The following is an 18,463-nucleotide window of genomic DNA, read 5'->3' on the forward strand; positions in this document are numbered from 1 at the left end:
TCACGCTGATCCTCGGACAACGAACTATCTACACGCAAAAACTGCTCCCCGGGAGTTAGAACTGAATTTCTCAGTCCAACTTCCGGGGAGCAGTTCACGGGACCATCAGTCCTTTCGATTACTTGAGAAACAGACTCGGGGCCGGTGACGGAGGCGGCGGATCAGCGAAGATCCGCAAAAAGTCACCGGTCCCCTCATCTTCAAGCGCCCTGTTGAATCCTCTATTAGGAACCACAGCCGAGAACCTTCAGTTAGAGTCCTCTGCAGCCAGCTGCCAGTCGCGCGGCCCGCCGTCCAGGACGCTGATGTTGCGCCGGCCCCCGGCCGCAAGGATGCTGGCGGCGGTCATGGCCCTTTCACCGTGGCTGCACATGACAACGACGGGCCCGTCCGGCACCTCGTCGAGGCGCTGGGGCAGGCTGCCCAGTTCGATGTTCCAGGCACCGGGAGCATGCCAGGCGGCGAACTCGGATATCTGCCGCACGTCCACTATCGGCACATTCGCGGGTGCGAGCCTGGCAGGAACAAGGCTGAGATCCCCTGCCGCCGGAGCCAGCCCGGCGGCTTCCCATGCCGCCATACCGCCGGAGAGTTCCCCGGCGAGACTGTCGAAGCCAACCTTGGCCGCTGCCCACGCGATATCGGCCGGGTCCTGCCCGGCATCCCTGACGATGATGACGGGCTTGTTTGGGTCGGTAAGCCAGCCCAGCCATGTGGCGAAGGCCGGCCGCAGGTGGCTGGAAACCGCACCGGGGATGTGGCCGGCCGCGAACTCGGCGGCGGGACGGACGTCCACCACCTGTGCACCCTGATCCTGCATCTCCCGGACCCTGCCGGCTGTGAGACGCTTCAGGGGCGGCGCCGACCGGAGGACAACAGGGCCTTCCCGGTTGACGGCGGCGAGACGGAGGAAGTAATCGGGAAAAGTACCAAGCGTCCCAAGCAGCAGCTCCGCAAACTCGTCTACACCGGACACCTGCAGAAGCGGGTTGGTGGCGCGCTCCTTCCCTATCGTGGTGACGCGCTCGCGTCCCCCGGCTGCCGAGCAGAATGAGCCGGCTCCGTGCGTGGGCCAGACCGGTGTCTCATCCGGCAGGACCATGAGCCGCTGCAGCGAGTGGTACTGGGCGCGGGCCAGGGGAATTGTCTGATCAGGGCTGACAAGGTCGGTCCGCCCGGCAGTGCCCACCATCAGGGATCCGCCCGTGAAGACACCGGCCAAAGCGCCGTCGTCCAGGACCAGGTAGGACAAGTGCTCCGAGGAGTGCCCGGGAGTGGCTAGCGCCTTCAGCGCCAGGCCGCCCACGCTGACCGTCTCGCCGTCGTGCATAATGCAGACCGGGAAACCGCGCGGCCCGACGTCAGGGGCCAGGACCTCCGCTCCGTCCTCTGCCGCCAGTTCCCCCACTCCGGAGATGAAGTCGGCATGTAGGTGCGTTTCCACCGCGTAGGCGATCTCAAGTCCCAGTAGCCGGGCGCGGGCGCGCACTTCCCGGACGTCGCGCTCAGGGTCCAGCACCAGGGCACGGCCGTCACCGAGATCGAGGATGTAGGCGGAGTTGCCCAGGCCCTTATCAACGACCGGAACGATGTCCAGTTTGCCCATGACTTTTTTCTCCATGGCCAAGCGTTTCCGGCCCCGTTCCCGTGGCTACGGGCAAATCGGCCGCGGCCCATTCAGGATATCCGGCTTCCAACCGGGCGGCCGGGATTCCGTGTCCCTGAAGCATGCGCACCGCCTCGTCAGCGAACACGCAATAGGGGCCGCGGCAGTACGCCACCACAGTCTGGCCAGCAGGGATCTCATCCAGCCGGGCCGCCAGCTTCTTCACAGGAATGGAGACGGCACCGGCAATATGGCCGGCACGAAACTCCGGTTCCGGCCGCACGTCGAGCACCACAACGTCCCCGGAGGCCATCCTTTCGCTTAATTCGTCTTGGGTGAGGGTGTCCAGGGCCGAACGGTCCCCCAGGTAGGAGGCGGCAAGGTGGTCGAGTTCGCTCACGTGGTCGGCTGCAACCCGGCGAACGGCGGCCCAAAGGTCTACCACGGCGGGACTGCTGAGCCGGTAGTGGATTCTGGTTCCTTCCCGGCGGCTGGCAACGAGGCCCGAGCGGAGGAGACTCTGCAGATGCTGGGAAGTATTGGCGACGCTCTGGCCGATCTCACCGGCGATTTCGTCAACGGAACGCTCGCCCTGTGCCAAGACATCCACGATTTCCGCCCGACGCCCGCTTCCCAGGACCTTGGCAACCGATGCGAAAGCGTCAAAGAGCGCATCTTTTGCTTTCCTGCTGCCCATAAACGGCACTGCCTCCAAGTTCAAGTGGATGCTTGACAACCTATACGCACCGGGTGTCAAATTCAAGTATTCAAGCTATCACTTGAATACTATCAAGCCCGGAGTGGCGAGCAGGAAGGAATCACCAGCGATGACTGACACAGCAACCGAGCGCAACGGCATAGACGTGGACGGACTCCTCGCCACCATCAACGCCGTGAAACAGGACCCCGCCCTGGCCAGTTTCACCTTCAAGGCCACCAGCGCGTGGCACGGGGGGACACGCAACAGCGGGCGCATTCACCGATTCACCCAGGCCGGGCATCCAGACGAAAGCAGGAGTGAGGCATTCGTGCTGGAGGGGGACGAACCTCCGGTTCTCCTGGGCAACAACGCCGGGCCGAACGCCGTCGAACTCCTCCTCCAGGCCCTTGGCTTCTGCTACGCCGTGGGCTACGCCGCGAACGCCGCCGCGCAGGGCATCGAGCTGACCGCGCTGGAATTCGATGTGGAAGGCGACCTGGACGTGCGGCCTTTCCTGGGCGTCGACGGTCCTCGTCCCGGATTCACCGCAATCCGCGCCACGGCACGGGTTTCCAGCCCCAACGCCACACCTGAACAGCTGCAGGCCCTGTGCCGGTACGTCCAGAAGACCTCGCCGGTTAGGGACTGCCTGGCCAACCCCGTCCCCGTCGAGACCGCTCTGGAAATCCGATGACCACGGATGCGGCACTCGCCACGGCAGCAACAGTAAACCGTGCCGAGCTTGAGGCAAAGGTCAAAGACGTCTACCGGGCGGTGGCACTGCATCCGGAGGGCAGATACCACTTCAGGACGGGACGCGAGCTGGCCCGGGAACTGGGGTATCCGGACGAACTGCTGGACAAGGTGCCTGCCGGGGCCCTCGAATCCTTTGCCGGCGTCGGGTATTTCTTCGGGCTGGCGGCCCTGGCACCCGGGGAGAGGGTGCTGGACCTGGGTTCAGGCGCCGGGACCGACGTGTTCGCCGCCGCCTCGGCCGTGGGCACCGGCGGAAAAGTGGTGGGCCTGGACATGACGGAAGAGCAACTGGAGAAGGCCGAGCGGCTGCGCCGGGAAGCCGGGCTGGATCAGGTCACTTTCACGCGCGGCTACATCGAGGACCTCCCGTTCCCGGATAACTCGTTCGACTGCATTATCTCCAACGGCGTGATCAACCTGTCGGCGAATAAGCCTGCGGTCTTCCGGGAGGCGGCCCGCGTGCTGCGTCCCCGCGGGCGCCTGGCACTGGCCGACATCGTCACCGAGCGGCCGTTGACTCCCGAGATTGTCTGCAACGCCGACCTGTGGGCGGCATGTGTCGGCGGTGCGGCGCAGGCCGGTTCCTACCGGAGTGCGCTGGCCGACGCGGGCTTCACACTTGAACGGCAGGAACGGAACAATTACGGGTTCCTTTCCGGCAGGGCGCGAGCCGCCACAACAACCTACGGGGTCATGTCCCTGTCATTCCTGGCCCGGCTGGCGGAGTAGCTTCCGGGTCACCTGCTGAAGTCCGCCGCAAGCACGCGTTCTGTGCGGGGTGCGGGAGAGGAACGTGCGACGGCGGGCTCCAGCCTTTCGTTTGCCCAGCGCCGGAGCGGCCGCTCCACCAGGCGGAAGGACGCCCAGGCGAGCAGCACGGTGAGGGCCGCCGAGAGCGCGATCCGGAGCGGCAGCTCCGGGACCAGGGGCATCAGCAGCAGGTACACGGGGATGTGCCAGAGGTACATTCCGTAGGAAAGGTCCCGGCCGGGCCCGGCAAGCCAGGGGTGGCTGAGGAACCGTGCCATGGACCCGGCGGGCTGCAGGACAAGGGAGCCGAGCAGCACAGCTGTCAGCAGGGAGAGCACCGTGGGACCGAGGGTCCAGAAGGCGCTGAACCAAGGGCCGGGCGTATGCGGTTCCTCCAGCAGGAACAGTGCCGCCAGCAGGATGAGGGCGGCCGGCAGCGCGGCCCGGCGGGACACGGCCTGCAGGGAAACGTCGGCCCGGGAACCCGGCCTGATGCACACCAGCAGCAGGGCCAGGGCACACCCGATCAGCAGTTCATCGGCCCGGGTGTCCGGCCCGTTGTACAGCCGGCCCAGCGGCGCGCCAGCCATCACCAGCACGAACCGCTCCAGCAGGAAGGCCGCGGCCAGGCCGGCCTTAGCCCATGCCACGGTGCGGACCCGCCAGAACCGCAGCATCACCAGCAGGAGCAGCGGCCACACCAGGTAGAACTGCTCCTCCACGGCGAGGGTCCAGGTAGGGCCGAGGGTTTCACCGGTGATGGAGTTGCCGAACATCCCGAAGTGCGCCAGGTTCATGACGTAGCCCGCCGCCGGCAGGACGAACTCCGCCTGCCCTCCCCAGCCCGATGCGGGAAAGACAAAACCCACCGCGAGGATGACCGCGCACAGGGCCAGCAGCGCCGGCCAGAGCCTGGCCAGCCGCTTGGCGTAGAAGACCCCCAGCCGCAGCCTGCCGGTTGCCTGCCACTCCTTCATGATCAGCAGGGTGATTACGAAGCCGCTCAGGGTGAAGAACACGTCCACCCCGATGAATCCGCCGGGCATCTGTTCGGTTGCGGTGTGAAAGAAGAAGACGCCCGCCACCGCGATGGTGCGAAGCCCGTCCAGGGCATGCTTGCGCCCTGAAATCAGCCCGCCTTCCGGGCTTGAGGGGCGTTCCAGAACTGACGAATTTCCACTGCTAGACCTAAAAAGCACTAAGCAAGCATATATAACGTTTCGGTAACTGGGCTGGGTGAAGTCTGGACGCAGGCTGTGAATCAGCCCCGCCGGACTGCGATCCGAAGCGGCGCCTTCACCTGCCCGCCCTGAGAGTTATTGGGTGAGGGCGGTCCAGGACTCCAGGAACTTTTCCGCGATGTAGGCGTGGCCGGCGGAGTTCGGGTGGGCACCGTCCGCGTCGAACCCCGGGCTGTTGGCAGAAGTGAACCAGCCGGCGTCGATGGCGTCAACGAACGGGGCACCGGCGGCCTCGGCACCGGCACGGACCGCGCTGTTCGTGGCGCGGAGCTCCTCCGCCAGCGGCTGGGGTGCCGACGGTCCCAGCACCACCACCTGGATTCCCGGCCAGAACCGGCGCGCCGCCAGGATGGTCTGCGTGGTGGCGGCCTTGACCTCCTCGGCGTTGGGGATCTGGGCGTCGTTCTGGCCGCCCTGCAGGATGAGGACGTTCGGCACAAAGGACGGGGTGGCGGCAATCTCCTGGAGCCGGAGTTCGTACTCGCCGTCCAGTTCGTCCTGCGCTCCCCCGCCCCAGGCAAACCCGGTTCCGCCCACGCCGTCGATGTTGGTGGGGTATCCCAGCGCGTTGGCAACCAGGTAGGCCCAACCCTGGTTCGGCGCATCAGCACCATCCCCGGCCGTGTAGGAATCGCCCAGGATCAGGACCACCGGCTCGGCCGGCAACTCGATTCCCGCCGGCGGTGCGGTTGCAGTTGCCGTGGAAGTGGGAGTGGGGGTGGGGGTGGCGGTGGGAACCGAAGGAGAACTCGAGGCCACAGAGGCTGCGGGCGTGGACACCTGGGTGCTGGCTGGAAGAGGTTCCACGGCCGCGCCCAGGCCGCCCGGATTCATCAGCGCGAGCGCTGCCACCCCAAAGGCGAGGACCGCCAGCACCGCGAGTGCAGCGTACTTCATCCAGTCCTGCATGCGCCCGCCGTTTCTCATCACGCGGCAAATCCTACCGGTCCCGCGCCGCCGCCCACGGAAGGGCCACCGCCGGGGCAGTAATGGAGCAGTAACGGTGGAGTAACGCCCGTCTGATCGACTGGTTCCTGTGGTTCCCTCGCGTGAGGACGGGTGATGATGGGGCAGCCGTGGAGTTCCCTCCGGGTGGCCGGTTTGGCGCTGGACGTCCCGGAACAGCTGGCCCCCTCCCAGGAACACACCATTGAGGGCGGCGCAGCCGTCCTGGAAGGCGCCGGCATCAGGCTGACCGTGGACGCTAGCCCCTTCGCCGACCCCCTCACCCGTTACGCGGCCAAGCCCGGCTACGAGCACTGGCAGGAAAACGTGGGCAGCGGCACCGCGGACTTTGTCTCGTTCGAGGAGGAGGGAATCCGCACCCTTGCCGCCACCTTCCCCGGCCGCGCCACCGCCGTCGTCCATCTGTCCCCCGGCGCGGAACGGGACACCGCACTGCAGATCCTGCGAAGTATCCGAACAGATCAAGGAGAGTCCAATGACTGAAGAGCAGTACCGCGCGGCCCCGTACCTGGCCGCCGTCGAAAACACCGCCGCGGGGGAACGGAGTCCGGGGTTCAGCAAGGTGCAAAGCTACCTTGAGCGGTTCGGCTACCTGGGCGAAGCAACGCCCCGGGAGCTCGGCGTCCTGGACGACCCCACCGAAGGGGCCCTGAAGAACTTCCAGGAGTTCTTCCACCTGCCCGTCACCGGCGTCTTCGACGACGCCACCCGCGACGCCATGATGCAGGCACGCTGCGGCCTTCCGGACATGCGCGGCGGCGCAATCGCCTTCGCCACCCAGTGCGCATGGACGGACCGGACCCTGACCTACGCGTTCGATACCGGGACCGACGACGTTGCGGGCACCGCTGACTTCGACGCCATCCGCCGCGCCATCCAGACCTGGCAGAACGTGGGCGGACTGACCTTCACCGAGGTGGCCCTCGGCGCCAGCCCGGACATCCGCATCGGCTGGCGGCCGGCAGCGGACCCGGACCACTCGATGGTGGGCGGGGTCCTGGCGCACGCCGACTTCCCGCCCGGCTGCAGCGTGGTCACCAACACCCTGCCCAAGCCGGTCCACTTCGATGACAGCGAGCATGTCTGGAGCGTGGGTGCCGCGGCGAGCGCCTTCGATATCGAGACGGTGGCCCTGCACGAGTTCGGCCACATCGTGGGGCTGGCGCACTCCAGCGTGGCGAACGCCGTGATGGCCCCCACCGTGTCCTCCAACTTCACCAAGCGGGCCCTCACCCAGGACGACATCGACGGGTTCCGGGCCCTCTACCCGGCGGCCCCGCAGGCCTGGTCCGGCTGGAACTCCCTGGGCGGCGTCATCACCTCGGACGTCTCGGTGGGCAACAACAAGGACGGCCGGTTGGAGGCATTTGCCCGCGGGACCGACGGCGCCGTGTGGCACCGGTGGCAGACCGCGCCCAACGGGAACTGGTCCGGCTGGAACTCCCTGGGCGGGGTCATCACCACCGAGATCGCCGTGGCCAACAACCAGGACGGCCGGCTGGAAATCTTTGCCCGCGGCACGGACAACGCCCTGTGGCACCGATGGCAGACAACCCCCAACGGGAACTGGGCCGGCTGGAACTCGCTGGGCGGCGTCATCACCGGGCCGCCTGCCACCGGCCGCAACGCCGACGGGAGGCTGGAGGTTTTCGCCCGTGGAACCGACGGCGCCGTATGGCACCGCTGGCAGACTGCGCCCAACGGCAACTGGGCCGGCTGGAACTCCCTGGGCGGCGTCATCACCTCCGAGATCACCGTAGGCAAGAACAAGGACGGCCGGCTCGAGGTCTTCGCCAGGGGCACGGACAACGCGCTGTGGCACCGCTGGCAAACGGCACCCAACGGCAACTGGTCCGGCTGGCACTCGCTCGGCGGCATCCTCACGTCCAACATCGCCGTCGGCAGCAACAAGGACGGCCGGCTGGAGGCCTTCGTCCGCGGCACCGACAACGCGCTCTGGCACATGTGGCAGACCGCGGCGAACAGCGGCTGGTCGGGCTGGCGGTCCCTGGGTGGCATCCTTACCTCTGATATCGCCGTGGGCAGGAATGCGAGCGGCCGGCTGGAGGCCTTCGTCCGCGGCACCGACAACGCGCTCTGGCACATGTGGCAGACCGCGCCGAACAGCGGCTGGTCCGGCTGGCACACCCTGGGCGGCATCCTCACCTCCAACATCACGGTGGGCAGCAACGCCGACGGCCGCCTGGAAGTCTTTGTCCGCGGCACGGACAACGCCATGTGGCACAGGTGGCAGAACATGCCCTTCCTCACGGAAGAGTCCACCGGGGCTGCGGCGATGGCCGGGGGCACGGACGTCTCTTCCGACGCCGGCGCTCCCCAAACGGTGGAGATGCCGCTTGGCGCCATGGCCGAGAGCGTGACAACCAACGGCCAGAAGAGCCGCGAAGGACAGGACATGCCCACGGGGGCGATGGACGGTGCGGAGAAGGAAGCCTCGTCCGGCAAGATGCCCGCGGGAGGCATGCCGGCAGCCGTCTGACCAGGCACAAAGGCGGGACGTACGACGACGGCGCGCGGCCGCCGTCGTACGCTTTCGTTCCGGACGTGCCGGGCAGGAAGCCGGCCGCTAACTGCCTGTCCCGAAGGGCGTGTTGCGGGTTTCCGCAGACTTCGGCCGCAGGCCCTTTTCCCAGCACCGCCCGTCCGTATCATTCAAGGATGCAGCCCGGCTCAGAATCGCACAGGTTGTCGTTGGCCCTCCCCCGACGGGAGGACCGGTAATGCTCAAAAGGACCGAAGCCCAGGCCATCGCGGCCGTGGTGGAGCGGCTCGCCGAGCGGTTCCCCGAAGAGCCCCGCTCCGTCGTCGAGGACGTGGTGGGCGAGGAGTACAGCCTGTTGGAAGGCTGCCGGGTGCGGGACTACGTTGCGATCCTGGTGGAACGCGGCGCCAGGCGCCGGCTTGTCCGCCGGCAGCTCGCCGTCGACTTCGCTAGTGCTCCCGGCGGGTCTCCTGGAGCCGCTTGATGAACCAGCGCGACTGCTCCGGCCCGTAGGGCAGGACGGGGATCGCCTTGGTGGCGTCGCTGGGGGTGTCGCGGATGGACTGGCGCGCCTGGCGGACGGCGGTGGTCATGGTGTCCGCCATGGTCTTGACGAACTGGTCGCTGCACGGCTTCCCGTGCCCGGGAATCAGGAACTCGTAGCGGTGGCGCAGCGCTGAGATGTGGCGCAGCGCGTCCGCCCACTCCTCCGGGTAGGAATCCTCGAAGGAAGGGTGCGCGCCCTGCTCCACGAGGTCGCCCACAAACAAGGTGGTGGGGGTGCCCACCAGGAGGTCGCCGTCGGTGTGGCCGCGGCCCAGGTAGAAGAGCGTGGCGGTGAGGCCGCCCAGGTCCACCAGCACCGGCTGGTCCTTCACGATGGCGTTGGGGACCACCAGTTCCACGTTCTCGCCCTCACCGGCGGACATCTCCGGTTCCAGGGTTCCTACGAAGCGGCGCTGCAGGTCCCCGTGTTCGTCGATTTCGGTGGCGCAGTTCTGGTGCGCCCAGAATTCGGTGACGCCGGCTCCGGCGAACACCGCGTTGCCGAAGAAGTGGTCGTAGTGGGCGTGGGTGTTGACGACGACGAGCGGCAGCTGGGTCTTTTCCCGCACCGCGTCCAGGATTTCCCTGCCCTGCCGGGGGCCGCAGCCGGTATCGATCACCATGGCCCGCTCGGATCCGACGATCAGTCCGGTGTTCAGCAGCGATCCTTCGGTGACCAGCACATAGTTGTCCGCGCCGACTTCGAGCCATTCCGACATTGTTTCTCCGTACCTCCGGCAAAGCAGTGTTCGTTCGTCTGGCTCCCGATTGTACCCAGCACTGCTTGGAGTTGCCGGGAGGCAGTAAACTCCATCGATTTGAAGAGTTAGCCAAACCGTGACCTGCGGGCGGTTCCTTCCCCAATGCCACACCCGTTATTGTCGACAGCACCATCCGGCACAAACGGAAAAGAGGCGACGATGAGCATCGACATCGAGATTGGTAGCAGCCTCAGCAACGAGGACGCAGCGCACTTTGCAGCCAAGACGAAAGCAATCACCTCAGCTATGCAACGGGTCCGGGAACTCCACGCAGCGTACAGCTGGGTGTGGACGGACGAGATCCGTTGCCGCGGATGCAGTGCCAGCCTCGAGATCCCCGTGCTTGCCAGCACCAATGCCAACGCGGATAGGGCTTTAGCGGCACACCAGGCAGCCCAACTGGACGCTTTCCTGGCCGCCGACGGCGCAACCGCCCACACGTGACGAGGGTGCGGCGGCGGCACGCGGCCGCCGTCGTACCCTTCCGTTCCGGAGGCTCAGCTACCGCGCTCCCCTACCTGAAGGTGAGGATCAGCTTGGGTGCGGCTGTGTTGCCTGCCTCCTTCGAGCTCACTGCCAGGCCGTCAGTGCTGCCGGTGTCCACGCCCAGGGTGAGCTGCTGGCCGAGTTCACCGGCCAGGTCTGCGGCCGTCAGCGGAATGCTGTAGCCGGTGCTGACCGCCGTGGGGCCGAGCGTGCCGAGGGTGGTGCCGAGCGCGGGGCGGTTGTTGTATGTGATCCCGCCCTCGGTCCAGCTGTCGTCCGCCACCAGCTTGACGTTCTGCTTGCCCGTCGAGGCATTGTCGGCAATGCTCAGCTGCAGCGCGGCGCTCTCCAGCGTCCTGCCCGCGTAGGCTGACAGGTCGAACTTCAGGTACGTGACCTCCACGGGGCTGTTGTCCACCCACAACGTGGTTTTCGTGCCATAGTTCGTCCCCGCCGCCAGGCTCGAGACGTAGCTGTCAGCGGTGGCCGTGAGCGTGACGGTCACCGGTGTTGCGGGGGGCGCGGGTGCCGTTCTGAAACTCCAGGTCCGGTCCGAGGCCAGCGCGTTACCCGCGGCGTCCTTCACCCCGCCGGAGCCGCCCCTGATGGTAGCCGTGTACGCCGTATCCGGCGCCAGGTCCGTTGCAGGGTCCAGCGTCGCAACATGGTCCGTGCCGTTGTAGGTCACAGCGGCCGGTACCGCCGTCGTCCCTGACGTCAGCTTGAACGTGTCCGCGGTGACCGTGGACGCATCCAACGTTTCCGAGAACTGTGCCGTCACGTTCGCGGTCGCCGCCACACCGGTGGCACCGGCGGCAGGGGACGTTTCCGTCACTGTCGGGGCGGTCGTGTCGCCACGAAGCGCGGGCGGGTCGTAGTAGTGCCAGTACCGGCTGGTGGCGTTCACAGCCGCGAGCACCAGCAGTCCGCTGTTGGCCGTGCCCCGTGCGGCGCTGTTGAGGTTTTGCTTTGTCGACGTCGCGTTGTGGACATACTGGTCGGCGTCGAGGATGCGGACCGTCTTTTCGGTCGTGAAGCTGATGTTGTCCAGAGGCGTCGATTTTTCGTAGATCGCGCCCCCGGTGCTGGTGCAGGCACCTGCGTTCGATGTGCCCCCGGGCTTCGGGTAGGTAGCGAAGGTCCTCAGCGTTTGCGTGCCCTCGTCAATCTGGACGATCACCCGGTTCGGGCACTCGGATACAGCCGCTATCGTATGCACGGACCAGCTGGTGCCGTTCAAGGCCAACAGCTGGATCAGCGGATCCGGATTGGAGATGAATGAGGTCTTGATAGCGGCGAAGACCCGGCCACCCGAGGAGTCCAGCCATTTCAGGTTCATATGGTCGTCAGCGGTATGCAGTCCGGACACGGCCGCCACAGGAGCGGTCCACTCCGTGCTAGGAGCTCCATCAACGTGGTAGCTCCAGTACATGCCGTCGGTGGAGTCACCGGCCTGCCGGCTCCACATCACACCCATCTTGTTCCCGTCGAACGCGATCAGGGCCGAGGTGTCGTCAACGGAGACGTTGCCCAGGGACGCGGGATGCGGGAATGGCGTCCCCCACGTCTTGCCATCCGTGGCAGTGACATTGAGATAGATCTGGTTCCCCTGCTGCCAGGTGGCCCACATCCGGCCGGTCGAGTCCTTGTCGATGGTCAGGACCTCGACCTTGGAATTGTTGATCTGTGAAGAACCCAGCGGTGAATACTTCTTGGCGCTTGAGTCGTAGCTGTAGCGCCGCATCGTCGTCGGGAAGTTCGGCTCGGCCGGCAGTCCGTCGTTGACGAACCGGTAGCTCGCCACAAACAACGTGGTCCCGTCCCACAGCACGTCATGATGGGTGTTACCCCGCGCGTCCGTCACCACCCCCGTGCTGGCCCACGAGCCCGTCGCGGCGTCGAACCGGAAGATATGGAACTTCGAACTTGCGGTGTCCCAGAGGTTCCCCCACCAGATGCCGTCGTTGAACCACAGCCCGCTCGTGGCCCGCTTGGTACCAGTTGGCACTGACGTCCCCGCATGCGAGGGACCCTCAACGCCAACATCACCCTCAGCGGCGGAGGCCCCGGCCGGCATCATGATCACGCCCCCGACAGCAATCAGCAACACTGCCAGCAGAGCTTGGAGCCTTAGATAGCGCCGCCGGCCCGGGTTAAGCGGCAGACAGTGGCTGGTGCTTTCCGTTCCTGCTGATGCTCGGTCAACCTCAAACACAATCCACCCTCTTCACATAGAGCGCCCCCGGCAACCGCGGTTCCTCACCGTACCAATTGGCCTTTCAGCCGATCACCAGTAGCGTCTACTCGCTTCGCGGCCGGCCGGTACCTGCGGAGCGGAGTCCATACCCGGATTCAGGCGGCCGCACTTAGTTCCTGGCCCAGATGGCTACCCAGTCAACGTAAACGTGGCCGGCGGTCTCGGGTGCCGGGCAGCCGGTCAGGCAGGACTCCGTCTGCAGGATGTAGCGCATCGGCGTATCCGGGACCATGGATGTTGCAACGCCGATGGATTTGCCGTCCAGGAAGAATTCAATGCGGCCGGGACTCCACTCGGTGGTTGCCACATGCCAGTCCGTAAATGGAACGCTGGGACGGAAGACGTCGAACCTATGGTTCCCGTCCGGGCCGATGCCATGCAGGGCGGCGTAGATGACTTTGGACAAGTCCCCTTCCGGGAAGTCGACTTCACCGTGCAGCGGCCACTGCTTGCTGACGGGCCAGAGCAGCCAGGCCACCTTGAAACCCGGCAGGGAATCGGCCTTGAAACGCACCGAGTAGCGCCCGTACAGCTGGCTGTTGTAGGGCGGCTGGGTGGCTCCGCCAACTACTGGCGAGGGGGCCGCGCCCATGGAAACACCGTTTTCCGAATGCAGGAACATGTCCAGGACGCCGTCGTGGACGCTCAGGACCTTTGACGGGTAGTACCCGGACGTCCGCGCGTTCTTTTCCTGCGTCTTGGCATGGGTGTCCGGCGTGCCGTCCTTGTAGGTTTCGTGCCATCGCGAGCCATAGATGCCGGGAAAACCGCCCAGGGGCACGTCCCCGTCCGTGAAATCCTCCACGAAGACCTGCCGCCAGCCGGGCAGGTCACCCACCGGGACGGCCTGGTAGAAGGACGGAAACTCGGGTTTGGGAGCCGGCTCGGAGCCGCCGTCCTTGGCTGGTGCCGGGGAGTCGGTTTCGGCCGTAGCCGCCGGGGTGCTTGCCTCGGCAGTTGGCTCGGCACTTGGCTCGGCACTTGGTTGCGAGGAACTTGGCTCGGAAGGCTGCTCCGAGGAAGGAGCATCCGTGGTGGGCTGCGCAGACTCAGTCACCTGGGTCGCGGGCTCGCTACTTTGCCCTTCGGCAGTCTGGCTCCGCGGGTTGTTTGCTGCGACGCTGAGCGTGCCAATGGTGAGCGCCAGGGAAACGACCATCAAGACGGCGCCGCCGGTGTGCGCACGCTGCTTGACCGTCTCTGAATGCGCCACTCCGTCCTCAGGGACAAGGTGCCGGGGCGTCCGGCGCCCGCCCATCCAGGCAAAGCGGGAGTTGCGCGGGCTGTCTCCCATGGTGTCCTCCCAGCGTGGTCCGGCCGGGGCTTCGGGCAAGAACGGAGCGCCCCGGCCTCATCCCCTTTCGCTTCAGGGTAAGTGGGGCGCCGTGGCAGGTCACGAGTACCGAGTACTCATATTTAGGATTCAACTCTCGCGCGGGTACTTGCTTTTTCGTCACCCGTTGAGGGCGCAGGGCAGGCAGGAATGGCCGCTGTTACACTCTGCTCATGATCGGGCTTCCCTTCGCGGGAGACGGGCTGGTGCACGCCGCCTTATTGGGGCTGGGAATCCTTGCAGCCCTGCTGTTCTACGCCTATGAAAAGCGCCGCAGAGGCCTTACCGATCCCCGGCTGTGGCCCATTGCAGGCTTCGCCATCGCCTTCGGTGCCATCGGTTCCAGATTGCTGACCTGGGATTTTTCCCGGCAGATGTCCCTCGTTGACTGGTGGGGCAACGGCGACCGCAGCATCCTGGCGGGACTGGTGGGCGCGTGGTTCGGCGTCCATCTGGCCAAGCGGATGACAGGTTACCGCGACTCCACCGGGGATCTGCTTGCGCCAGCAGTCGCATTGGCCTTGATCATCGGGCGCGTCGGGTGCCTCCTCACTGAATTGCCCGGCACCCCGACCGGGGGGACGTGGGGGCTGATGCTCACGCCCACGCAGGCTGCGATGTTGGGTGGAGTTCCCGGGGTGGGGCTCCACCCTTCCTTTGCCTACGAAATCGTGTTCCATGCGGCAGCGTTCGCCCTGATGTGGCGTTACCGGGACCGCCTGCCCCGGTCCGGCGACCTCTTCATCTGCTACGTAACCGCGTACGCCCTGTTCCGCTTCGGCGTCGAGTTTGTCCGCGGCAACGAGGTGCTCTGGCTGGGGATGAGCCGTCCGCAGTGGTTCCTCCTGGTGGTTCTCCCCCTGCTGCTCTGGCGGATGCTGCGGGTCTTCGGCAAACCCCTCCGGCCTAGGTTGGAGGAAAGGGCAGCATGAGCGAGGACTACCCACCGCGCCAAGAAGAGCAGGAGGAGGATCCCCCCGAACCAGGTCTCGGCCCCCTGGGGTTGGGAATCCTGTTGGGCGCTACTGCCCTTTATCTCTTCTATTTCTTTGCGCTCTCCTCCATGCATTTCCTCGCCGGGCCCGCAGCATTGATTCCAATCGGCGTCTATCTGTTGGTAGCGGCTGTTCTCGCGGTCCGGCCGCGCACGTCCCGGCTGGGTGCGGGGCTGCTGATTGGCCTGGGGATCTTCACCCTGCTCGGCGGTGGGATCTGCGTCGGACTCCTCGCGCAGATGAGGCCCCTGAGATGAAACCACTCCGCCCGAAAGTTGAGGAGCGAGCAGCATGACCGATGACAATTCCAAAGAACCCTGGAGCCCCCTGCCACCACGGGCGGAAGAGGAGCCCCCTGAACCAAGACGCGGCTCCATGATGCTTGGAATCCTGCTCGGAGCTGCTGGTCTCTATGTCCTCTATTTCGGGACAACAGCTGGTATCGCTCCGGACGAAGGCTATAAAACCCCTCTCGCCGGGCCGGCAGCGCTGATACCAATCGGGGTGTATCTGGCGGTAGCCGGTGGTCTGGCAATCTGGACTCGCACGTCCCGGTTGGGCGCGGGGCTGTTGATTGGCCTAGGGGTCTTCATACTGGTCGGTGGCGGGATCTGCGTCATGGCCCTCTCGCAGATGAGTAGCCGGATATGAACCCGTTTACTTCCCGGCAGCCGTTGCCGGGTCCCGGCCAGCCTCTTCGCGGGGACCGCATTCACCGCTATGTCACAGCCTTCTGTCCCCGCTGCCATGAGACAAACCCCCCGCTCGCGCAGGTCCGGCGCCTCTCCGGCGCGCTGCTGATCCGCGGCGGGCGGGTCTGGCTTGAACGCGGCTGCCCGGACCACGGACTCATCAGCACGTTGTACGACGAGTCCCCCGAAATTCTGCGATACCTGGAGAGGTGGCAGGCGCCAACCAAGCAACACGTCCCGGACCAGGCCGGCAACTACCGCCAGATACCCGAGGCGTACTCATACGGGCTGCCCGCCATGCAGACGCAGCACACGTGCATCCTCCTGCAGGACATCATTGAGCACTGCAACCTGCGCTGCCCCACCTGCTTCACGGCTTCCGGCCCCCAGCTGCAGGGAGTGGCGCCGCTCAGCGAAGTGCTGGCCAATATCGACACCCGGCTTGCCCGGGAAAACGGGCGGCTGGACGTCCTGATGCTCTCCGGCGGTGAGCCCACGCTCTACCCGCATCTGGCTGAACTTCTGGATGAGCTCGTCGCCCGGCCGATCGTCCGGATCATGGTGAACAGCAACGGCATGCTCATTGCCACCGACGACGACCTGCTCGCCCTGCTGGCCAGGCACCGGGACCGGGTGGAGGTGTACCTCCAATACGACGGCCCGTCCAAAGAAGCATCCATCCACCACCGTGGCGGAGACCTGACCCGCTTCAAAGACATGGCCATCGCGCGCCTGTCCGAGGCCGGAGTGTTCACCACCCTGACCATGACGGCGGCGCTCGGCGTCAACGACGGCGAGGTGGGCGCAGTCGTCATGCGGGCTCTGGAAACGCCGTTCATAGGCGGGGTTGCGCTGCAGCCGGTGTTCGGTTCAGGGCGCGGCCACGGCATCGACCCTTTGAACCGGCTCACCCACACAGGCGTCCTGGACAGGCTCGCGGAGCAAACCGGAGGGGTAGTCTCATGGCACGACCTGACAGCACTCCCCTGCTCCCATCCGCACTGCGCCTCGGTGGGTTACATGCTGAAGGACGACGCCGGCGTCTGGCGTTCACTGACAGCCCTCATCGGGCACGACCAGCTGCTCGCCTGGCTGGAACTTAACCCCGACACCATCGCCAACCGGATCGCCGACAGCGCCATCCCGCTCGAGCTGCGAAACCTCATGAAGACCTCACTGCTGGACCTTCTCAGCGAACAGTCCTCCTTGTCCCACCCGCGGACCATGGACCTTTGGAAGAACATCTGCACCCAGTGCGACCTCGGCATCGGCACCCTGACCACGCTGGCCGCCGGCAAGCTTCCAGGGCAGCAGCAGCGCCTGCGCCGGCTCCTCGGCGAACGGATCACCCGGATCATGGTGAAGCCCTTCATGGACATCTCCACCATGATTGAGGAACGGCTCACCCAATGCTGCGTCCACGTGGGGACGAAGAGCGACGCCGGCGATCACCAGTGCGCTCCGTTCTGCGCTGTCCAGGCCTGGCCCGCCCTGGCCAGGCAGCGGATGAGCACAGCCACGGGCACCCGGCTCCTCCCGGTCCGCCAGGTCTGAGCCAGGGACAAGGAGGAATGATGAGTTCCGCTTCCGACGCCCGGCGCATTGCCGCCGGGTTGCCGCCGTCGCATCTTGTGCGTTCCAAGCATGCAGCCCGGCATGGACACCGCCCTCACCCCGACGCCGATCCGCAGTCACCGCCGCCCTTCGATCCGCTGCGGCTTTGCATCTTCGCGACGATTGCCCTGCTGGGCTGGGCCGCAGGCCCGCTGGCACTGGCCGTGTTCGCCGCCGTCGGATTCGCAGGCTATTGGAAAGCCCGACGGCGGGGCCTGACGAAGTCGAAGTGCTACCTCCGCGATACGAGGCTGGTCCTCGCCTACCTGGGCGCCCTTTTGGCAGCTGGGCTATGGGGGATCTACTCGCTGGCGGCCCAACTGTTCGGCTCCTAGCGCCTCCGGTGTCTGTTTCGTCGCTTCCAAGGGTGCCCTCGGCACCACTATAAAAGTAGTGACATCTCACTACAAAAGTAGTAATCTGGCTCCGTGGCCACAGCCTAATCCCGGCCCGGCCCGGAAACCGCCGTGCCGGCGTCCGGGCGGGTATCGCCAGATTTTCCAATGGAGCCAGCCATGACTGATTTCTTCACCATGCGTCCCGGCGAAACCGCGGCACCCCTGCCGCCGGGGCCGGTCCTGTCTACCGGGTCAACCGGTATCCAGCGGGTCCACCGCTTCCTGCTCTGGGCCTATGACGAGGCGCCCGGCCTGGTGCGTTCCGCCAGCCCCGGCGACACTGCCCGCGCCGCCTATGTGGGAAAGATGCTGGGTAACTTCCACAAAGTGCTCCTTGTCCACCAGGAGGGCCAGGACCTGCTGATGTACCCGCAGTTGGCCGAGCGGGCACCGGCGAGCACACCGCACATAGAGGAGATGCTCCGCCACCACAGACAGATCCGGGACCACGTGAAGGCAACCGAACCCGTCCTTGAAGGCTGGATGCAGACGGCGGACGCAGAAAGCAGGGCGGAACTCGCACAGCGCTACGAAGACCTTCAGCCCGTCCTCAAGGAGCACCTGCGCCGCGAGGTCACCGAAGTGATGCCCGTCGTGGACCGGGTGATGACCGAGGAGGAACTGATGGCATTACCCAAGCATGGGGTGCGGCAGTACGACAAAAAGTTCCTGGTCTCCTTCCTCGGCCTGGTCCTGGCCGCGAATCCGCCGGAAGACCGGAGGAGAATCTTCTTCGACGAGATGCCCGCACCGGTGCGCCTTGCCTACCGGCTGATCGGACGCAGGATGTACCGCAAGCAGTACGCGGCGCTCTTCCCCGGCCGCCCCGTCCCAGAGACGTTCTAGCCGGAGGAGCACC

19 protein-coding genes are annotated in these 18,463 nt (G+C 65.9%); 12 read left to right on the forward strand and 7 right to left on the reverse strand.

Annotated features, from left to right (window positions below; all coding sequences use genetic code 11):
* Positions 1-247: 247 nt before the first annotated feature.
* Entirely contained in the window at positions 248-1,606 is a 1,359-nt protein-coding gene (locus AC5RTT_RS04180; RefSeq protein ID WP_494144126.1) for an MBL fold metallo-hydrolase, read from the reverse strand.
* On the reverse strand, positions 1,575-2,303 hold the full coding sequence (locus AC5RTT_RS04185) for an ArsR/SmtB family transcription factor (protein ID WP_494144127.1): 729 nt from the start codon (positions 2,301-2,303) through the stop codon (positions 1,575-1,577). The genes AC5RTT_RS04180 and AC5RTT_RS04185 overlap by 32 nt, the downstream gene beginning before the upstream one ends.
* A 130-nt stretch (positions 2,304-2,433) precedes the next feature.
* Here AC5RTT_RS04185 and AC5RTT_RS04190 point away from each other — a divergent pair, with 130 nt between their 5' ends.
* A complete protein-coding gene (locus tag AC5RTT_RS04190) occupies positions 2,434-3,000 on the forward strand; it encodes an OsmC family protein (protein WP_494144128.1) in 567 nt (188 codons plus the stop codon).
* Positions 2,997-3,791, forward strand: coding sequence for a methyltransferase domain-containing protein (locus tag AC5RTT_RS04195; RefSeq protein WP_494144129.1), 795 nt, complete (start codon positions 2,997-2,999; stop codon positions 3,789-3,791). Before AC5RTT_RS04190 ends, AC5RTT_RS04195 begins: the two co-directional genes overlap by 4 nt.
* 8 nt (positions 3,792-3,799) lie before the next feature.
* Here AC5RTT_RS04195 and AC5RTT_RS04200 read toward each other — a convergent pair whose 3' ends face one another.
* Both AC5RTT_RS04200 and AC5RTT_RS04205 read right to left on the reverse strand, forming a co-directional pair.
* Entirely contained in the window at positions 3,800-5,011 is a 1,212-nt protein-coding gene (locus AC5RTT_RS04200) for an acyltransferase family protein (RefSeq protein WP_494144130.1), read from the reverse strand.
* Positions 5,012-5,128: 117 nt separating this feature from the next.
* The gene (locus AC5RTT_RS04205; RefSeq protein ID WP_494144196.1) at positions 5,129-5,980 is read right to left on the reverse strand and encodes an SGNH/GDSL hydrolase family protein; all 852 of its coding nucleotides are present in this window, start codon (positions 5,978-5,980) and stop codon (positions 5,129-5,131) included.
* 135 nt (positions 5,981-6,115) lie between these two features.
* Between AC5RTT_RS04205 and AC5RTT_RS04210 the strand changes: the two genes are divergently transcribed.
* The 3 genes from AC5RTT_RS04210 to AC5RTT_RS04220 all read left to right on the forward strand — a co-directional run bounded on the left by AC5RTT_RS04210 (position 6,116) and on the right by AC5RTT_RS04220 (position 9,006).
* A complete protein-coding gene (locus AC5RTT_RS04210) occupies positions 6,116-6,502 on the forward strand; it encodes a hypothetical protein (protein ID WP_494144131.1) in 387 nt (128 codons plus the stop codon).
* Entirely contained in the window at positions 6,495-8,519 is a 2,025-nt protein-coding gene (locus tag AC5RTT_RS04215) for a DUF8189 domain-containing protein (protein WP_494144132.1), read from the forward strand. Before AC5RTT_RS04210 ends, AC5RTT_RS04215 begins: the two co-directional genes overlap by 8 nt.
* Before the next feature lie 241 nt (positions 8,520-8,760).
* Complete coding sequence (locus AC5RTT_RS04220) at positions 8,761-9,006, forward strand: three-helix bundle dimerization domain-containing protein (protein ID WP_494144133.1); 246 nt, start codon at positions 8,761-8,763, stop codon at positions 9,004-9,006.
* Here AC5RTT_RS04220 and AC5RTT_RS04225 read toward each other — a convergent pair.
* Entirely contained in the window at positions 8,972-9,787 is an 816-nt protein-coding gene (locus tag AC5RTT_RS04225) for an MBL fold metallo-hydrolase (protein ID WP_494144134.1), read from the reverse strand. The genes AC5RTT_RS04220 and AC5RTT_RS04225 overlap by 35 nt on opposite strands.
* A gap of 201 nt (positions 9,788-9,988) precedes the next feature.
* Here AC5RTT_RS04225 and AC5RTT_RS04230 point away from each other — a divergent pair, with 201 nt between their 5' ends.
* Positions 9,989-10,273, forward strand: coding sequence for a hypothetical protein (locus AC5RTT_RS04230; RefSeq protein WP_494144135.1), 285 nt, complete (start codon positions 9,989-9,991; stop codon positions 10,271-10,273).
* A gap of 70 nt (positions 10,274-10,343) precedes the next feature.
* Here the strand turns inward: AC5RTT_RS04230 and AC5RTT_RS04235 are convergent, their stop codons facing one another.
* Both AC5RTT_RS04235 and AC5RTT_RS04240 read right to left on the reverse strand, forming a co-directional pair.
* Complete coding sequence (locus AC5RTT_RS04235) at positions 10,344-12,323, reverse strand: CBM96 family carbohydrate-binding protein (RefSeq protein ID WP_494144136.1); 1,980 nt, start codon at positions 12,321-12,323, stop codon at positions 10,344-10,346.
* 358 nt (positions 12,324-12,681) lie between these two features.
* Positions 12,682-13,866, reverse strand: coding sequence for a glycoside hydrolase family 16 protein (locus tag AC5RTT_RS04240; RefSeq protein WP_494144137.1), 1,185 nt, complete (start codon positions 13,864-13,866; stop codon positions 12,682-12,684).
* 212 nt (positions 13,867-14,078) lie between these two features.
* On the opposite strand from AC5RTT_RS04240, the gene AC5RTT_RS04245 reads away from it, so the two are divergent.
* From AC5RTT_RS04245 to AC5RTT_RS04270, 6 genes are all read left to right on the forward strand, one after another.
* Entirely contained in the window at positions 14,079-14,837 is a 759-nt protein-coding gene (locus AC5RTT_RS04245; RefSeq protein ID WP_494144138.1) for a prolipoprotein diacylglyceryl transferase, read from the forward strand.
* Entirely contained in the window at positions 14,834-15,157 is a 324-nt protein-coding gene (locus AC5RTT_RS04250) for a hypothetical protein (RefSeq protein ID WP_494144139.1), read from the forward strand. Before AC5RTT_RS04245 ends, AC5RTT_RS04250 begins: the two co-directional genes overlap by 4 nt.
* A gap of 34 nt (positions 15,158-15,191) precedes the next feature.
* A complete protein-coding gene (locus tag AC5RTT_RS04255; RefSeq protein WP_494144140.1) occupies positions 15,192-15,551 on the forward strand; it encodes a hypothetical protein in 360 nt (119 codons plus the stop codon).
* Complete coding sequence (locus AC5RTT_RS04260) at positions 15,548-17,146, forward strand: radical SAM protein (protein ID WP_494144141.1); 1,599 nt, start codon at positions 15,548-15,550, stop codon at positions 17,144-17,146. Before AC5RTT_RS04255 ends, AC5RTT_RS04260 begins: the two co-directional genes overlap by 4 nt.
* Positions 17,147-17,166: 20 nt before the next feature.
* Positions 17,167-17,541, forward strand: a complete 375-nt coding sequence (locus AC5RTT_RS04265) for a hypothetical protein (RefSeq protein ID WP_494144142.1) — start codon at positions 17,167-17,169, stop codon at positions 17,539-17,541.
* A gap of 180 nt (positions 17,542-17,721) precedes the next feature.
* A complete protein-coding gene (locus tag AC5RTT_RS04270) occupies positions 17,722-18,450 on the forward strand; it encodes a hemerythrin domain-containing protein (RefSeq protein ID WP_494144143.1) in 729 nt (242 codons plus the stop codon).
* The last annotated feature ends 13 nt before the right edge of the window (positions 18,451-18,463 follow it).

It is taken from the genome of Arthrobacter sp. Y3221157, from assembly GCF_059089865.1.

What these genes read in the sequence shown, in the direction of transcription:
- AC5RTT_RS04185 (WP_494144127.1), bottom strand. Translation starts at nt 2,303, where the DNA reads ATGGGCAGCAGGAAAGCAAAAGATGCGCTCTTTGACGCTTTCGCATCG.
- AC5RTT_RS04205 (WP_494144196.1), bottom strand. Translation starts at nt 5,980, where the DNA reads ATGAGAAACGGCGGGCGCATGCAGGACTGGATGAAGTACGCTGCACTC.
- AC5RTT_RS04260 (WP_494144141.1), top strand. Translation starts at nt 15,548, where the DNA reads ATGAACCCGTTTACTTCCCGGCAGCCGTTGCCGGGTCCCGGCCAGCCT.
- AC5RTT_RS04245 (WP_494144138.1), top strand. Translation starts at nt 14,079, where the DNA reads ATGATCGGGCTTCCCTTCGCGGGAGACGGGCTGGTGCACGCCGCCTTA.
- AC5RTT_RS04230 (WP_494144135.1), top strand. Translation starts at nt 9,989, where the DNA reads ATGAGCATCGACATCGAGATTGGTAGCAGCCTCAGCAACGAGGACGCA.
- AC5RTT_RS04190 (WP_494144128.1), top strand. Translation starts at nt 2,434, where the DNA reads ATGACTGACACAGCAACCGAGCGCAACGGCATAGACGTGGACGGACTC.
- AC5RTT_RS04255 (WP_494144140.1), top strand. Translation starts at nt 15,192, where the DNA reads ATGACCGATGACAATTCCAAAGAACCCTGGAGCCCCCTGCCACCACGG.
- AC5RTT_RS04195 (WP_494144129.1), top strand. Translation starts at nt 2,997, where the DNA reads ATGACCACGGATGCGGCACTCGCCACGGCAGCAACAGTAAACCGTGCC.
- AC5RTT_RS04215 (WP_494144132.1), top strand. Translation starts at nt 6,495, where the DNA reads ATGACTGAAGAGCAGTACCGCGCGGCCCCGTACCTGGCCGCCGTCGAA.
- AC5RTT_RS04270 (WP_494144143.1), top strand. Translation starts at nt 17,722, where the DNA reads ATGACTGATTTCTTCACCATGCGTCCCGGCGAAACCGCGGCACCCCTG.
- AC5RTT_RS04225 (WP_494144134.1), bottom strand. Translation starts at nt 9,787, where the DNA reads ATGTCGGAATGGCTCGAAGTCGGCGCGGACAACTATGTGCTGGTCACC.
- AC5RTT_RS04265 (WP_494144142.1), top strand. Translation starts at nt 17,167, where the DNA reads ATGAGTTCCGCTTCCGACGCCCGGCGCATTGCCGCCGGGTTGCCGCCG.
- AC5RTT_RS04240 (WP_494144137.1), bottom strand. Translation starts at nt 13,866, where the DNA reads ATGGGAGACAGCCCGCGCAACTCCCGCTTTGCCTGGATGGGCGGGCGC.
- AC5RTT_RS04180 (WP_494144126.1), bottom strand. Translation starts at nt 1,606, where the DNA reads ATGGGCAAACTGGACATCGTTCCGGTCGTTGATAAGGGCCTGGGCAAC.
- AC5RTT_RS04250 (WP_494144139.1), top strand. Translation starts at nt 14,834, where the DNA reads ATGAGCGAGGACTACCCACCGCGCCAAGAAGAGCAGGAGGAGGATCCC.
- AC5RTT_RS04220 (WP_494144133.1), top strand. Translation starts at nt 8,761, where the DNA reads ATGCTCAAAAGGACCGAAGCCCAGGCCATCGCGGCCGTGGTGGAGCGG.
- AC5RTT_RS04210 (WP_494144131.1), top strand. Translation starts at nt 6,116, where the DNA reads ATGATGGGGCAGCCGTGGAGTTCCCTCCGGGTGGCCGGTTTGGCGCTG.